Source organism: Sphingobacterium sp. B16(2022) (assembly GCF_012030425.1).
Classification (GTDB): Bacteria; Bacteroidota; Bacteroidia; order Sphingobacteriales; family Sphingobacteriaceae; genus Sphingobacterium; species Sphingobacterium anhuiense.
On record NZ_JAAUVN010000001.1, the window covers coordinates 1,129,200 to 1,146,070 of the forward strand.

The window sequence follows — 16,871 nt, forward strand, 5'->3', positions numbered from 1 at the left end:
GAGTTTATATATACTTACAGCCCTAGATATGCATTGTAAGCTTCGATAAGCGCTTGTTTTTTTGTTTCGTCTTTTACAAACTTATAGATTGGAATTACACCATCTTTTTTAAAAAAATCAACCAGGGTAGGAGCAGTCTTCGAAATATTATTCCATTCCTGAGAAACAATTTTTTCTCCGGTGTAATTCGTGACATCGATCATCCAAAAATTGGGCGCTAGTTTATTTCCTCCAACCAGTTCAACAGCTAAATTCTGTTTTAATGGAGCGGCTTCTTTCGGTGTTTCTGTCCAAGTAGAAGGGGTGGGCATAAAATATTTATACATCGTTGGTATAAACCACTTTCTTCCATTAGACGCTTGATTATGACGATAGAGGTAATCCATTCGTTGTCCAACATCAATTTTCTTTAAAACATGTGTTCCATAAAGAGCTATTATTTCTTTGGCTGTTTTTGTCTCCAGATCATTTTTAAACGCTGAGGTTAGATACTTAGATTGAAATTCATTGAGATCCATTTCAAAGATTCCAAAAGTAGCATATACTAGTACTTGAGAAACCCCTTCATATTCATAATCTATTGATCTAAATGTTGTATCATTCTTAAATGCTGATTTGAAAGTCTCTCTAAAAATATGTTTATATTTAGCAAGTTCCTCGCTGCTAAGCCCCGCTCTTTGCCCCATCGTCTGGATACATGTTTCTTTTTTTCCACTTATTTCTAATTTAGGACCACCGCTTGAACTGAAACTTTGAAAGATCGTTCCACCATCCTTGTCAAATGCTTCAACATCGATTACTTTGTTTCTAGTAGATGCAGGATGCGCATATTTACCCGTAATATCATAACCGTAGCCGAGCATATAATAGTTGTCTGTAAGATCCTTAGTTCTCCAATCTATATGAGCAGTATTAGATAGATCTATACCTGTAAAATAAGGGTTGATTTTTTCTTCGTGAGTGATTAGATTATCTTCCTTTGCTTTATTACATGAAGCAAATAGAAATAAACATAGCGCTATCAAGGGTAATTTATTTATCATGTTATTGATTTGAAATTCAAAGATAAATAACTTCTTTACATTTTATGTTTTTTTTACGAATGATTTAATTAGTTATCGCTACTTGGAAATCGATATTCAGATTTTGATCATGACTTTACGAAATACTAGGGTTAGTTTTTTAACAATTTGATCTATCTTATGCTGCTAAGCACTAATTTTTTACATATCGGTATAAAATAAGACAAAGATTCAACGATAGGGAATTTATGGCAGGATGAATTTAGTAGTATGATTAGTTTTTGACGTAAAGTACTATATACTATTATAAGGTAAAGATGAAATCATCAGATCAGTTGCTGCACTTCTTTTTTTAATTTCGTATCCTTTGAATCGAGGACGTTTTAATTTTTTACGTTTAAGTGTCATTAGTTTTTTTAGATTTACCGCCCCGATGTATTAGAAACAAAGCGAAGGATTTTGAAGAAGTTAAAAATAAAAGATAATCAGCAAAAGAAGGAAGACCAGGATCTGTCTTTTAGAGTGTTTGATTTAACCAAAGAAAATTTGAATCAATATACAATAGCGCATAAAAAGGATCATTTTTGCATCTATGTGATTGAAGATGGTACCATGCAAATGAGTGTAGAAGATAAAATCCATAAACTAAAAGCAGGTAAGATTGCCGTGATATTTCCAGAGCAGGTGAGTTTAATCGCAAATCAAAGTATAGATCTAAAAGGTAAGATCATCCTATTTGAAGAAATATTATTCTGTTCCGATATTTTGAAAAATGAATTGAGTACATACAATGTTAACCTTTCCACCCAGCTCAATTGCACGATGCTTGCCGCAGCAGATTTTCAGCGGAGTCTCGGGATGATCAATATTATTCAAGATGTTTATCAGAACCCCTCTCTAGTTAAAAAGGAGCAAGCCAGATTTTATATTAAAATTTTACTACTCGGATTAATTGAATCTGTCCATGGTTTACATCCCATAATGTATCAGGAAACTAGCGATAAGCCCATTTATATCAAGTACAAGAAATTGTTGAATATACACTACAAACAACATCGTACAGTTCAGTACTATGCGGCGGAACTGATGATAACGACAAAAAAATTAAATGCCATCACCAAAAAACATTGCGGTGAAACAGCTATTCAAACTATTCATCATCGTATTTTAATGGAAATTAAAAGGCAATTGATGTTTTCCGATCTAGCACACAAAGAGATAGCTTTTGATCTAGGGTTTAATTCGCCATCAGCATTGAACAAGTTTGTGCGCTCCAAATTAAAAGAAACACCTACACAGCTGCAGCAGGAACTGTCGCAAATTTATAACGGATAATCCCATTTGTATAACAGTGGTAATTCCTGCTCATGTACTTTTGTCAAGTACAAAAAAATATAAACATGAGTAAATTATTTATTGCAGGTGAGGTTTTCCATGGTGCTGGAAGTCTTGAAGAGCTGAAAAATATCAAAGGTCAAAAAGCTGTAATCGTAACCGGTGGCAGCTCGATGAAAAAAAGTGGTACTTTGGATAGAGCCATTTCATTTCTTGCAGAAGCAGGGGTAGAAGTAAGTGTTTTCGAGGGCGTTGAAGAAGATCCTTCTTCAACAACTTGTTTAAAGGGAGCAGCGGAGATTCAAGCATTTAAACCCGACTGGATTATCGGATTGGGAGGCTGTTCTGCTATTGATGCAGCTAAGATGATGTGGGTTTTTTACGAATATCCTGATATTGATTTTGATAGTATTATAAAACCTTTTACAGTTCCGGTTTTAAGAAATAAGGCCAAATTCATAGCGATTCCCTCAACAAGCGGTACAGGAACAGAAACAACAGGCCTTGCTGTGATTACAGATCGTGAGAAAGGTGTCAAATATCCGGTTGTTTCTTACGAACTTACACCAGATATTGCTATTGTTGACGGAGAAATCTGCGCGTCTATGCCTGCCCATGTGACAGCAAATACAGGTCTTGATGTATTGACCCACTGTGTTGAAGCTTATGTTTCCAACATTGAAAACAATTATGCTGATGCATTATCAAAAGGCGGTTTAGCGCTTGTATTTGATAATCTTAGCGAAGTTGTCGTTCATCCGGATAACATTACAGCACGTCAAAATATGCATGATGCCTCATTTATGGCCGGTTTGGCTTTCAATAACGCTTGGTTAGGAATTGTACACTCGCTATCACATCAGGTAGGAGCATTATATGGAATACCTCATGGAGCTTCCAATGCGATTTTTCTGCCCAATGTAATCCGCTATAATGCCCAAGTAACTACACGTTATCCAGATTTAGCGAAAATAGTAGGTGAAGAGACAGCAGAAGGATTAGCACAAGCTATTGAACGTTTACGCTCTGAAGTGAATAACAAAGCTTCCATCAAAGATTTTGGTATTTCAAAAGAACTTTGGGAGAAAAATTTGGATTTTATTGCTCAAAATGCACTGGTAGATCCATGTACAGGATTCAATCCACGTCTTCCTTCTTTAGAAGAATTGAAGGCAATTTATAATGCTTGTTACGAGGGAGTTGTGTTTTTGGAAGAAGTTGTAAATGCTTAATACGATCAGCATTCTTTACAATAGTTTTGCATACAGGCAGAACCATTGTAAAGAATTTAAAAAACAGGGAGTTTATATGATTCCCTGTTTATTTTCTTAAACGCAGAAGAGATGGAATTTAAGAAGCAGTTTGTAATACGAGTTCATGAAATCGTAGTCACTTCATAAAGAGCATTTTTAAACTCACTGGGAGTTTGGTTTTTAATCGTCTTAAAGACTCTATTGAAATTTGATAAGCTATTGAAACCACAATCGTAAGCAACTCTATGTATTGAAAGTTGATTTTCTACAATTAATTTGCATGCCTGCATGATGCGTACTTCATTGACAAATTGCACAAATGTTTTTTGAGTTTGAGTTTTGAAATAACGACAGAAAGCATTTTTGCTTAAATTCATTGCTAGAGCGATTTCCTCTAAACTGATTTCTCTCGAATAATTGGTCAGTACATATTGAACTATCTTATCAATTTTTAGAGCGTTGTTAGGAAAGTGAATATTTGAGTATTCAATGTGACATAAAACATTTTTGTCCGATGCATCTTGTAGTTTTTCGATGATTTGCAGAAATATAATTATTCTTTTCAATCCTTGAGCATCCAGAAGCTTGTACAATAATTTTTTGATCTGCTCTTTGCATTTTCCTTCATAGCGTATCCCCCTTTTAGATAGAAGCAGAAATGCCTGTAATTTCTCAGTATCATGAAATGATGATAAGATTTCCACTAAACGGTCCGGATCAAAAAACAAGGCAATAGAATGAGCATGATGTTCCTTCTCCGATTCAATAACATCAGTAAACCATACATGAGGGAGCTCCGTCCCAGTTAAGGTGAGGTCTTCACTTATAAAATAATCGAAATGATCACCAATTAAACGTTTACCTTGGCTCTGCACAATATAAGTCAATTGACATTCTTTATGAAAATGATAATCGGTAGAGAATGCTTGCTGCTGTGTTACCCGTACTGCAAACAAATCTTCCCCCACCGTTTCCATTACTTTTGCAAAAATGGGTTTCATAACAAGGTTGTGTGTTTTTTCAATATAAAAAAATAAGAAATCATTACAGCGAGATTTTTATTGTGACTTACAAGATCGAACAGGTAAAATTTTCGTAATGTGAATGAACAAGATACGCGCGAGCAAGCACAACGATCGTACTACATCTATGTAAGAATTCTCTTATGTGAAAATCATCAAAAAAAATTATCCTTACTACTGCTAATTTGATTTATTCTAATGTTTTTTTGCAATGCACTATAGAATCTCACCACATAGTTTTTAAACCGGGAAATATATTTTTGCACTATTAATATTATTTTAAAAAAATGATGCCTATCTTAAGACTGTAAACCACAATTACAATTTAAGAAACACGGTTAGGAGAAGAAAGGTTATCATTGATCATAATTGTAGGTGTCTTTTTCGACGAAAGATAATTACTTTGAATGGATCTGTTATTTTTTCTAAAAGATGTAGAGCACTATACTGATAAACTAAATTGATAGAACAGCCCAAATTATAACATTATGAATAAATATTCGAAAATCATTATTATAGCTTATATTTTATTAGAAACCGTTAGTATAGTTCTATTTTCTATAGGAGAAATAGGTTTACGAAGTTTTCTGCTATCAACAGCAGTGTGTGCGCTTGGGATATTCGCGCAGATATTAAGCACAAATAAAAAAAGAAAATTAAACGATATTAGACAGTAGAATTGTATTCGATCTACATATGCTATAACTTCATAGCCTTATTTTGCAGTTCTATTTGTGATAAGACTTCTTGATCGAAACCTGACTTTTTCAAAATTTGAAGAATAAAGGCTGTTTTTCCTTCTACATAATGATCAATATCATCAGGATACTTTGCCGCTAGTTCGGTTTTTAATCGACCATAGTCTTGTGCTTCATTCAGATTTGCGCGGAGATAATCCCTTAACAATAAATGATTTTTTAAACTTTCACTATTTTCAACACAAACATATAAATGATGTTCATACCAGAGGTAGCCGGAACCATCCATAGGCGTTAATTGGTCATCTCTTTTAAAGGCCTCTCTTCCAGGAATACCCATTTCACCACAATAAGTATAACCTAGTTTTTTGAGTGTACTTTTGATCTCATCAAATTTTTCTTTATTGCTGATGATAATATCAATATCGATAATAGGTTTAGCGGAGAGACCAGGTACAGCGGTGCTGCCAACATGTTCAATGCCGCGTATCAGCGTTTTCAAACAATTCTGGAAAACTGATTTAAGTTTTTCAAATTCAGTAGCCCAATTTACAGAATAGGGTACCACAACGACCTTTTTTATCTTCTTATTTTCCATGCTTGGAGTCGGTTTGAATTCCAAAATTAAGGAATAAGTTTAAATTCATGTTATGCACGATCATCAAGACTTGTTTTTGTTCTTGTGCGGTCTTTATTTCCAGTTGCGATGCACATGATTGTTAATCATTTCATAAGCTTATGGTAATCCCTATTTAACACGCAACGTATAGCTTTGCCGCTAATCAATCTTATTTGTAAAGGCAAAACTCATGTACTTTAAATCATCTAGACTATTGTGGCTGTTATTACCACTTACATGCCACTCACTACCTACAGAAGCAAGCAATTTAAGAATAGCATTGTTGAAAAGTGAACTTAACATTCAACAGCAGCTATCCGGAACCGTGCTCGATGAAGCTGGTCAACCCATTATTGGCGCGACTGTCCGCAATTTGCGCACCCAACAAGACTATCAGACAGATCATAACGGTCGATTTGTGATGGACGGAAAAGTCGGAGATACCATCTCTATTCGATTTATTGGATATACGACCACACAACAGACCATTACTTCCCAAAGTGGATTTCAGATTAAGATGACCTCAGAAGGGCAGCAACTCGAGGAAGTAATGGTTTCCATAGGTTACCAAAAAATCCGTAAATCTGATGTGACAGGAGCTATTGCAAGTGTAAAAGCAGAAGAACTCAACCTGACATCACCTAAGCTGTCGCAAGCTTTAGTCGGTAAAATAGCAGGTGTGCAAGTTATGCAAACGAGTGGCGCGCCTTATGAAGGAACAAAAATTAAGGTACGTGGAATGGGATCTATCAATGCAGGATCGGATCCTTTGTATGTCATTGACGGCTATCCTTCGGGAAACAACTTAAATATCAATCCAAATGATATTGAAACCATTGATGTCCTTAAAGATGCCGCTTCTGCCGCAATCTATGGTTCTCGTGCCGCTGGCGGTGTTGTCCTTATTACGACCAAACGAGGTAAAGAAGGTCGTAGTAATATCGATTACGAAGTATTAGGTGGTTTTGGACAATTATCAAAAAAGATAGATCTATTAAATTCTGAAGAATTTATCGATTTACTGATTGATGGTCGAAATAATGCCTATAAAGATTTAGTTACAGGAAGAGGATTGGTTTGGAATGAAAATATGCGTTTAGATAGCAATGCCGACCGTGTTGCTCGCGTAAGTAATGGCGGTTCAGTATCGATTCCAGAAGAATACTACGATTTTTCGACAGGTTTGGCCAAGAAAGCAAAATATGATACCGATTGGCAAGATGCCTTATACCGAAATGCACCTTTTCAAAGACACAATATATCTGCCTATGGTGGAAACGATAAAAACAGATACTTTTTAAGTACTTCATATCAAAATCAGGAAGGTATTATGTTGGGTACAGGGCAGGAGGTTTTTAATTTTAGAGCCAATACCGATGCTAAGGTAAGTAAGCGACTTACTGTCGGAGCCAATGTCTCTTTCACCTACAACGATAACAACGAAGTGACCACAGGCCGCTATGATAGGAGTCCTTCTATGGCCGCATTAATTTATTTACCTACACTTCCTGTTTATAATGAAGATGGTAGTTACGCTAAATTTTTGATGGCAAATCTTTCAGGTAACAACTATGGCGTCCAAAATCCAGAAAATCCATTGGCCTACGTCACTGAGATCAAAAATAACAGACGCGGAAAACGCGGTTTATATAATGCTTTTGCAGATTTCTCAATCTTTGATGGTTTGAGCCTAAAAGTAAATGGTGGATTAGCAACTTATGACGAGAAGTACGATTATTATAGACCGACAAGTATTTCAAATGGTAATAATGCACCCTATTCAAATTCTGCAAAAGCCGCAGCATATGCCGACGCCAATACGCTTAGTGAAATTGATAAGTTAGTTGAAACGACCTTAAATTATAATAAGACATTTGCAGAAAAACATCAAGTGACAGCCCTGTTAGGTTATTCGGCTCAAAGGACAGATATCGATTACATGTCTGTTCGCGCCAATGGATTTCAAAACGATGCTATTGAAGAGATTACCAACAAAGGTGCAGATCCATCAAATTTTCAACTACTCGATGCATATAAAAGAATTACAACACTGCAGTCGTATTTTAGCCGCGTAAACTACAGTTATGCATCCAAATATTTTCTATCTGCATCTTTCCGTACGGATGGTTCATCTCGTTTTGGACCTAACACCAAATGGGGAACATTTCCTTCCGTTTCTGCAGGTTGGACCATCTCTAAAGAAGATTTTTATGATGCATGGCTAGGAGAGGGGTCTACTGCGAAGCTAAGAGTAAGTTGGGGTAAAAGTGGAAACAACAATATTGGTGAATATAAGGCTAAAACCACATACAATTCACCTACAGGTGTGATTATTGGTGACAAAGTGGAAACATCACTTGCTCCCGGAGATTTACGTGACCCGAAATTGGGTTGGGAAACCACCTCACAATACAATGCTGGCTTGGATTTAGGACTTTTCCGAGGACGCTTGAATATTATGAGTAATATTTATTTGAGTCGTTCGTCCGATATGTTGTTCGATCAACCGATCACCGCAGTATCAGGAGCAACAACGATCTTGACCAACTTGCCTAATAGTAAAGTTGAAAACAAAGGATTTGATCTTCAAGTCGATGCTGCCTTAGTGCGTAAAAAAGACTTTGATTTAGGTATTAGCGGTAACATCAATGTCAACCGCAATAAAGTACTGGATCTTGGTGGCGGATCTACCATTATGACAAATGGGGCAGAACGCTCATATATCACGCATATTACACAAGAGGGCAGTCCTATTGGTATGTTCTACGGATTCAAAGTATTGGGAGTAGCTACCGAAGAAAACTATAAAAGTGTTGCCCCATCTGCAGGATCAACTAATCCTTTGCAACCAGGAGATCTTTATTTTGAAGACGTTGACGGAAATGGCATTGTGAATGATGAAGACAAACGTGTTATCGGAAGTCCACATCCTGATTTCACCTACGGATTTGCGATCAATACACGTTATAAAAACTTTGACTTGAGAGCCTCATTCAATGGATCACAGGGAAATAAAGTATTGGATGGTTACGACTATTACTTATATAATATGGAAGGTTCAGGCAATCAATATGCAGACGTTGCCCAACGGTACAGATCGGCATCAAACCCAGGCAATGGTGAAGTATATCGTGCTTCAAGGGGTGGTACGCAGAGCAACAGCACCCGTCTATCTACTTTTTACCTACAAGATGGATCTTTCCTTAGGATGACCAATATTATATTAGGTTACAGCTTACCAACTGCAACTGCCAATAAGTTAGCTCTTTCAGGTGTAAGGATATCCGCAAGTGTAGACAATCCATTTACCATTAGCAAATATAAAGGTTACAATCCAGAGCCCGACTACAATCAACGCGGTAATCTGACTCCTGGGGTAGATTACGGTTTGTATCCTTTGGTGCGTACATTCAATCTTGGATTAAAAGTTACATTTTAAAAAATCGATTATCATGAAAAAAAGATATTTATTACCCTTCGTTCTTTTAGCACTATCCTCCTGCGATAAAGGTTTTTTAAATCAGGATAACCCCAACGCGGTTACTATTGGCGCATATTTCAAGTCAGAAAACGACGTTTTATTGGCTGTTAATGGTTTATACCAAGCATTACGCTCGGGAAGCACTATCGGTGAGTCCAGTGCGCTTTACAGTGAAGAGCGTTCGGACAATACAGGCCGTGATGATAACCAATCTAATGCAGGCGAACCCTTTCAGTTTAATGATTTCTCCATACTACCGAGTAATTCCTATATCAAAACACATTGGTCAGCGATGTACGATGGCATTGCACGTTGCAATACTTTATTATCCAATATCGACCGTGTAACATTTGCCGACAATGCGGTCAAAGAACGATACATTGCCGAGACCAAGTTTGTTAGAGGCCTCTTGTATTTCCATATGGTACGCAAATTTGGTGATATTCCGTTGTCAACCGTCGAGATCACGACTAAAGAGCAAGCGGCCGAAATTGCGCATAGACAGAAAGAAGCTGTTGTCTATCAGCAGATTGTTGCCGATTTGACAGAAGCACTCAACAGCAACCTGCCCAATGTACAGTGGCAGTATGCCGTAGGTCGCACTTCCAAGGCCGCTATCAATGCTATATTAGGACAAGTTTACCTGACTATGGGAGCTACATTAACGGGTGACAAGCAGGCTAATTTTAAAAAAGCAGAGCAATATCTCGCGGCATCATACGGCATGCGTACTTTTGGCAAACTCACTGAGATCCCTTATGCAGATGTTTTTGATGTCAGCAAGAAAAGCACCTGTAAAGAATTAGTTCTGCAAGTTCAATATTTACAAGGTGATCAAAACTACAGTTCCAGTATTGCACGCAATAATCAGGCAAGGGGAGAAAACATCAACTCCAAATTTGTATCAACCGGTATCGGAGGCAATGTCAAGCATGATCTTGTAAAAGATTATGAAGAGCAAGATTTACGAAAAAGTTTCTCTATCAAGTTTGCAGAACACGCTCAGGTTAAAGATTGGTTTATTACCAAATTTAGAGACAACAGCGAAGTAGCTGGTACCGAAGGAAGAGGGGGGAATGATTGGATATTAATTCGTTATGCTGACGTGATGTTGCTTTTAGCAGAGGCAAAGATGAATTTAGGTAAAGATGCAGAAGCGATTGCTTTACTCGATGAAGTTAGACTTCGAGCAGGCTTACCATCATACGCAAGCTCAAGAACTAATGCTAGCTACTTCTCTAAATACCCCACATTGAAAGATGCTATTTTACACGAACGTCGTGTAGAACTTGCCTTTGAAAATCACAGGTGGTTTGACCTTATCCGTAATTACGATGCAAACGCTCTGGTCGATTATTTTAAAAAGAAGAATCAGTCCGATTATGGAAATGCCAAGCTATCCAATATCTCGATCAAGGATCGCTATTATCCGATTCCATTTGACGAGTATAAGTTAAATCCTGAGAAAATGTATCAAAACACAGGATATTAAATAGTAACAAATCATTCTAATGATCAATACCATCACCATATGGCTTCTGACCCTAGGTATATTCTTTTCGAGTGTATCCTTGGGTCAGGAGTTTCATAGCGATAGAACCCCACAAGATTGGGTGATCGCCAAGAACTATTACGCCACCTATATTTTAAGTCAAGACAGCGTATTGACCGGAGAATTATTTTCCCTGCCTGAAGTTCAAAATCTACTAAAACAGCGACATACGCGCTACCTCAATAATGCTAAATGTCCAGACGTCGCCTGTTTTATGGATGCTTTCAAGTGGAAACAAGAGGAGATTGATCTCTTGGTCAACATTTTTGCTGCAAACACTAAAAGCCAGACAGGGCAATCATTCCGCAAGCGTCTGATGGATTCACAGACCTATGGGCTGTCACAAGGAAAGAAAGCCGATGAATACCTTGCTAGAGCCTTTAGGCAGGATCTAGAAGCAATGAACTATGTTATCGATGTTTATGCCGGAGGTAGGAAACCAAATTATCCGCGTATTGATTCGATTTCTTTTAATATTACCAATAAATCATATTTATACTTGCTTAAAGATGTGGCCCAAGACGTTCTCAAAGATGTGCAACAACCTAAGTTAGCCTTCTACGAGTCACTTTGGACAGCTGTTAGGCTATTGGAAGTCAACGAAAGATGGGACGTGGCACAATTGGAACCTTTGATGGAGTTGGAAAATAAGAAAGCATATGAAGCGATCCGAAAAACAGATTTTAGTCGCTATCCTTACAGCCTGTTATTGACTTTAGGAGCAGGACCAGATCAATACGGTCAACCTATCAGCCCCGGCGGAATGTTGCGTTCCAGAATGGCGGCACGGAGTTACTTCGATGGATTGGCTCCCTTTATTATGGTTTCAGGTGGGCGGGTACATCCCTACAAGACACCCTATATCGAAGCATTGGAGATGAAAAAATACCTGATGCAGGTACTCGGTGTACCCGAAGAAGCTATTTTGATCGATCCACATGCGCGCCATACCACCACCAATCTACGTAATACTTCCCGAATCCTGTTGACTTATGGATTTCCGCAAGATAAATTTGCAATTGTTAACAGCAGTGTACCACATATCGATGCCGTTCAAAATATGGCCGATCGCTGCATGCGAGAATTAGGATATATTCCGTATGAGCTTGGAAAACGCATCAGTGACGTCATTGTGGAGTTTAAGCCTCGTATAGAATCTCTAACTATAGATCCGGATGAACCGCTAGATCCTTAGCTGTTTTTGATTCTTTCTTCAATTTTTATATATTCCCATTGTTCAACCCATAATTACAGTAATTTACAGGTCTCTTTTAGAGACCTGTAAATAGCGTTATGAAAAAATACTTGAAACACTTATCGGCCAGCTTTCTAATAATATTAAGTCCTGTCTTGGCACTCTACGCACAGTCAAAGACTGAATTGACAAATGTATTTTTAGGATCTTCCGGAGATCACGGGCAATTATCTCCGGCAGCATCTTCACCTTTTCATCAGATGAGTATCGCTCCTCAAACCTATCCCACGTTGCATATGGGTTATGAGCACCTAGCTAAAGAAATACTGGGGTTTACCCACAATAGATTTGAAGGTGTAGGTTGTAAGGGGAGTGGAGGTCTCATTTTGGTAAAGCCATTTCTGGGACATCAGGATGATGGCACACCTCTGATTAAAGAGCAGGAAATGGCCGGACCCGGATATTATGATATTGCCTTAAGGGATCGTATAAAAGCACAATTTGCAGTGCATGAAAACTTTGGAATTCATCAATATACTTTTCCTGAAGGAGAAAAAGGACTGACATTAGATCTTGCACATGCAGTCAATGGTGCATTTGTATCCAACACCTATACCATTGACAAGAATGGTATCATCAAAGGAACTGTCAGATCAAAAACAACGTGTGGTGTAGGTATTTACAGCGTGCATTATGCAATCTCCGCCACATCTGGCAACCTTTGGACAGGAACGGATAATCTCTTGACGCTTCATCTAGAAAAGCAGGTGAAAAAAACAATATTACGGATCGCTTTTTCTGCTGTAAGTCCAAATTATGCTGAGGCCACTTTAAACGTTAATAGCAATAAAACTTACGATCAGGTAAAAACTTCTTCCGATAATCGCTGGGAAAGTTATCTGTCAGGTATTATAGTCAAAGGAGATCCTGAGCGCGAGAAGCTTTTCTATTCGTTGCTTTATCGTACCCTTCAGTCACCCTATCAGATTGATGAATCAGACGGCACCTATAGAGGCACAGATGGACAAGTTCACCAGTCCAAAGGCAGACGTTATCATGGATGGGCCATCTGGGACAATTACAAAACACAGTTGCCCCTGTTAGAACTGCTCTATCCTAAACAGTATCAGGATATTGTTTCTTCGGTTTCAGATCTTTATCGTTATGGAAAATTTGATTTTGCAGGACCAAACGAGCCAGCAAACTCTGTTCGAACAGAACACGCTGCGGTAGTGCTTTTAGATGCCCATAAAAAAGAATATGATATAAATCTAACCGCTATCCGTGACTCCTTGGTGCACGACACGCTGCGTTTTGATTTTTCAAAACCAGATAAATATTTAGAAGCCGCTTATGATATGTGGGCTATGGCAGGTTTACTGCCAGAAGACAGGAAGCATTACCTGGACCGGGCAAGTAGTTACAGAACAGTTTGGTTAAAAGAATTTAAAGATCTCAATCGTCCGGATGTAGACCGTATGTCAGCAAGAAATATGTATCAAGGTACAATCCGTCAATACCGCTGGAATGTACCCTTTGATATGCAGGGATTAGTAGATCTGGCGGGAGGTAAAGAAGCATTCACGGAACAATTGAATGATTTTTTTGATCATCATTACTTTAATCGCGCCAACGAACCCGATATACAATCACCCACATCCTATTATGCCAGCAGTAAGCCATCACGCTATCAATCATTGATACGGGAGCTGGCTCTGGATACGGTAATACAATATTACTTTAATGACAATAGCCGTGGTATCGATCCCTTCATAGATCGAATCTACAAGAACCAACCTAAAGCATTTGTACGTACCATGGATGACGATGCCGGCGCCATGTCAGGCTGGTTTGTATTGACGGCACTGGGTCTACATCAGCCTTTGATCGGACAGCCTATTTATTATGTCAGCGTCCCTTTATTTCCAGAGATCGTTGTACAGCGGGGAGAGCAGAAACTTAAGATTAAGGTGCTCAACTATAACGATAAAAACAACTATGTCAAACGGATTTTGCTCAATGGTAAAGATATCAACAGAATTTGGTTACATCATGAAGAACTTGATAAAGGTGGATTACTGGAGATAGAAGCCAGCGCCGAACCTTCTACTTATGGTACAGCCAATATCTGGGTTTCAGATTTAAAACAGCGAGATTAAGAGCTTATTAAACTGATTAATAAACACCCGTTTTGGATCACCAAAAGGGTGTTTTATGCATCTGGTATTGGCACTGAAATGAGCTTATAAAAAGAGATTTCAATCGTGTTGATTTAGGGTAATTTGAGGTGAACCAATCAATTTAATAATCGTCGATAGGTTTAGCTATCTGTTGAAAAAGTATTCGAAATTTATTTTGTTAATCACTTGATTATTTGTAAATTAGAGAGGTTAATTTAATATATTATGGGATTAAAGGTATTAAGTTTTGTTTTGGCATTTATTTTTTATAGTTTCCATGAGCCAACAATAAAGACAGAAGAATTATTAAAAGGAAATTGGGAAAATCAGAGTGAAGGATCTTTAAAAGGTATAAATTTTTTAGGAGATAACATTGTCACTTTTCAATTCGTTAAAAATCAACAAGTTTACAGTTATCAGAAGCTTTATAGAATAAAGAAGTCTGATTCAAAAGAACTTATCCTGGAGATTTATTCTAAAGAAGTATTTAATTCATTTAAGGACAAAGTTGATGGGAATATAAAACTTATTAAAGTTGAACTGCCAGCTCCAAAAATAATGAAAGTTTCTTTTGGTAAAGAAGACAATCAGAGTTTTAATTTAGTTCGTAAAGACCTAGCTATCTTTCATTGATCAATAAGAAGCTATTAAGTTTCTGATATGTTCTTTTCTTATTAATCAGAATTGCTTTTTCAAATCGTAGGCGATTGTATGGCTGTCGAAAGAGGGCATCACGATTATGATGATAACAAATAATTATACTAATTTTATGAAGTACGGTGATGTGAGCTCCGTCTAAGAACTCCGAAGCGTGCAGCTTAATGAAATCGTACAGCTTGTTTAGTGATATTTGCATTCTTAGGATCAATATCAATTTTCGTCTGTTTCTTTACAAATTAAACTTAAAATAAGACTTATAGGAAATTTCTCCTTATAAAAGTGTTCAGAATAAACCTTTAATAGTGATCACCATTTAGTTCGAATAGGCGCTAAAATAGTTGTTTTGTTTAACACTTTATTAACACGTTAAAAATTTGAACATTCATGTATTGCTATTATCTTTATTGATAAGATTTAGCTAAGTAAAAAAGTGTAGATCATAATAATTACCAATTGTTTTTTTTTATTAAAATTTTTACTACTGTTAATCCTGATCAATAATCAAATTGATGAGTTGCTTTAAACGCGATATTTAAGTCAACCTTCTAGGCTACCTAAACCGTATTTTATGATCAAATTCAGAATTATATGAGACAGTTATTTTATTTAATCATTCTTATATTTAACATTTTTAGTACAACTAATATCGCTGCGCAACATCAAACAGATTTAAGGTCGGTCAAGAAATTTGTTGATGAATGGAATTCTTTTAAAAGTATCAGTTATGTCGCGAAAACTTCAGAGAAATCACTTTTTTCTGAAGATACTTTGCAACGTGTTCATCATACCGAATTGATTTTAGACTCTTCTCGAAAAGTCATAGCATTAAAAGAACACATAAAAGCAAGTGAGTATGAGTTTACTAATTTATTTAATGGTCAACAATCATTTTATCTGGGGAACAATAACACCTATGAAGTTCGCAAAAACATTAATCTTAGAAATGAGGTATTTGGATTAGCTGGTAAAATAGATTCCATCTCTTATTATTTAAAAAATAATTCCAATAAGATTCAGCTTTTAGCAGACACCCTAATAAATGGGGTTAACTGCTATTATTTTAGATTTGTTCAGTCCGATGTTAAGACACCCGAAAAACGAACTTTTGAATATAGTTTTTTCGCTTTTAATAAGAATAATTTTAGTCCGGTCTATTATAAAAATATGCTAAGGGGAGAGGTTTCCGCCGGAGGTATTTCTCTTGGGGTTTTGAATTTATATTCTGAAACATTATTTAGCAATGTACAAAAGAATAATCTTGAATATGACCTCACTAATTTTAGTACTCCCTCATCTGCGCAGATTGCTAAAAATGATAAGAAAGAATTACTTAAGAGCGGTGAGATGAGTCCTGCATGGGCAGCAGAAGGACTTGATGGATTGAATTATAGCAGTTCCCAATTTTTAGGTAAAAATACCCTACTTTTTTTAACGGTTATAGATTGTCCAGCCAACCAGCTTTCCATAAATACTATTAACAATATAATTAATAAATATCCGCAAGATAAAATTCAAGTTATTGGACTGTTTGCAGAAAGTAAAGATAGAGTTCAGAAATATAGTGAATCTAATCCGATCAAATTTCCAATTATATCCAATGCAAAAGAAATCAAAGAAAATTATCATGCTTTTGGTTCACCCTATTATTATTTGATTGATAAAGAAGGTAAAGTTTTTAAAAGTAGTTTTGGGTATTCAGATGGTTTAGAAAAGCAGTTGATTGATTCTCTTGAAGAGATGATGACTATGTCAGTTAAATAACCATCCTTTCAATGTAGAATAAGTTGATTAATAAATTTCCTGCCTATAAATAGAAATCCATTATCTGTCACCTTGACTTGAAAATCACTTAAC

Annotated in this window: 11 protein-coding genes; 8 read left to right on the forward strand and 3 right to left on the reverse strand. The window is 36.8% G+C overall.

The window, feature by feature from the left end:
- Positions 1-14 precede the first annotated feature (14 nt).
- On the reverse strand, positions 15-1,043 hold the full coding sequence (locus HCX49_RS04980) for a hypothetical protein (RefSeq protein ID WP_168126371.1): 1,029 nt from the start codon (positions 1,041-1,043) through the stop codon (positions 15-17).
- Between the two features lie 438 nt (positions 1,044-1,481).
- Here HCX49_RS04980 and HCX49_RS04985 point away from each other — a divergent pair, with 438 nt between their 5' ends.
- Positions 1,482-2,357, forward strand: a complete 876-nt coding sequence (locus HCX49_RS04985) for a helix-turn-helix domain-containing protein (protein WP_206368247.1) — start codon at positions 1,482-1,484, stop codon at positions 2,355-2,357.
- A gap of 65 nt (positions 2,358-2,422) precedes the next feature.
- Entirely contained in the window at positions 2,423-3,589 is a 1,167-nt protein-coding gene (locus HCX49_RS04990; RefSeq protein WP_168126372.1) for an iron-containing alcohol dehydrogenase, read from the forward strand.
- Positions 3,590-3,732: 143 nt separating this feature from the next.
- Here the strand turns inward: HCX49_RS04990 and HCX49_RS04995 are convergent, their stop codons facing one another.
- The gene (locus tag HCX49_RS04995; protein ID WP_168126373.1) at positions 3,733-4,611 is read right to left on the reverse strand and encodes an AraC family transcriptional regulator; all 879 of its coding nucleotides are present in this window, start codon (positions 4,609-4,611) and stop codon (positions 3,733-3,735) included.
- A gap of 720 nt (positions 4,612-5,331) precedes the next feature.
- A complete protein-coding gene (locus HCX49_RS05000; RefSeq protein WP_168126374.1) occupies positions 5,332-5,928 on the reverse strand; it encodes a GrpB family protein in 597 nt (198 codons plus the stop codon).
- Between the two features lie 211 nt (positions 5,929-6,139).
- Here HCX49_RS05000 and HCX49_RS05005 point away from each other — a divergent pair, with 211 nt between their 5' ends.
- The 6 genes from HCX49_RS05005 to HCX49_RS05030 all read left to right on the forward strand — a co-directional run bounded on the left by HCX49_RS05005 (position 6,140) and on the right by HCX49_RS05030 (position 16,778).
- Positions 6,140-9,388, forward strand: a complete 3,249-nt coding sequence (locus HCX49_RS05005) for a SusC/RagA family TonB-linked outer membrane protein (protein ID WP_168126375.1) — start codon at positions 6,140-6,142, stop codon at positions 9,386-9,388.
- Between the two features lie 13 nt (positions 9,389-9,401).
- A complete protein-coding gene (locus HCX49_RS05010) occupies positions 9,402-10,922 on the forward strand; it encodes a RagB/SusD family nutrient uptake outer membrane protein (RefSeq protein WP_168126376.1) in 1,521 nt (506 codons plus the stop codon).
- A 19-nt stretch (positions 10,923-10,941) separates the two neighbouring features.
- Entirely contained in the window at positions 10,942-12,177 is a 1,236-nt protein-coding gene (locus HCX49_RS05015) for a YdcF family protein (protein ID WP_168126377.1), read from the forward strand.
- 98 nt (positions 12,178-12,275) lie between these two features.
- Positions 12,276-14,336, forward strand: coding sequence for a glycoside hydrolase domain-containing protein (locus HCX49_RS05020; protein WP_168126378.1), 2,061 nt, complete (start codon positions 12,276-12,278; stop codon positions 14,334-14,336).
- A gap of 246 nt (positions 14,337-14,582) precedes the next feature.
- Positions 14,583-14,990, forward strand: a complete 408-nt coding sequence (locus tag HCX49_RS05025) for a hypothetical protein (RefSeq protein WP_168126379.1) — start codon at positions 14,583-14,585, stop codon at positions 14,988-14,990.
- Positions 14,991-15,605: 615 nt separating this feature from the next.
- Positions 15,606-16,778, forward strand: coding sequence for a peroxiredoxin family protein (locus HCX49_RS05030; RefSeq protein ID WP_168126380.1), 1,173 nt, complete (start codon positions 15,606-15,608; stop codon positions 16,776-16,778).
- The last annotated feature ends 93 nt before the right edge of the window (positions 16,779-16,871 follow it).

Excerpts from the sequence above, each read along its gene's own strand:
- HCX49_RS04980 (WP_168126371.1), bottom strand. The coding sequence starts at position 1,043 with ATGATAAATAAATTACCCTTGATAGCGCTATGTTTATTTCTATTTGCT.
- HCX49_RS04990 (WP_168126372.1), top strand. The coding sequence starts at position 2,423 with ATGAGTAAATTATTTATTGCAGGTGAGGTTTTCCATGGTGCTGGAAGT.
- HCX49_RS04995 (WP_168126373.1), bottom strand. The coding sequence starts at position 4,611 with ATGAAACCCATTTTTGCAAAAGTAATGGAAACGGTGGGGGAAGATTTG.
- HCX49_RS05000 (WP_168126374.1), bottom strand. The coding sequence starts at position 5,928 with ATGGAAAATAAGAAGATAAAAAAGGTCGTTGTGGTACCCTATTCTGTA.
- HCX49_RS05005 (WP_168126375.1), top strand. The coding sequence starts at position 6,140 with ATGTACTTTAAATCATCTAGACTATTGTGGCTGTTATTACCACTTACA.
- HCX49_RS05010 (WP_168126376.1), top strand. The coding sequence starts at position 9,402 with ATGAAAAAAAGATATTTATTACCCTTCGTTCTTTTAGCACTATCCTCC.
- HCX49_RS05015 (WP_168126377.1), top strand. The coding sequence starts at position 10,942 with ATGATCAATACCATCACCATATGGCTTCTGACCCTAGGTATATTCTTT.
- HCX49_RS05020 (WP_168126378.1), top strand. The coding sequence starts at position 12,276 with ATGAAAAAATACTTGAAACACTTATCGGCCAGCTTTCTAATAATATTA.
- HCX49_RS05025 (WP_168126379.1), top strand. The coding sequence starts at position 14,583 with ATGGGATTAAAGGTATTAAGTTTTGTTTTGGCATTTATTTTTTATAGT.
- HCX49_RS05030 (WP_168126380.1), top strand. The coding sequence starts at position 15,606 with ATGAGACAGTTATTTTATTTAATCATTCTTATATTTAACATTTTTAGT.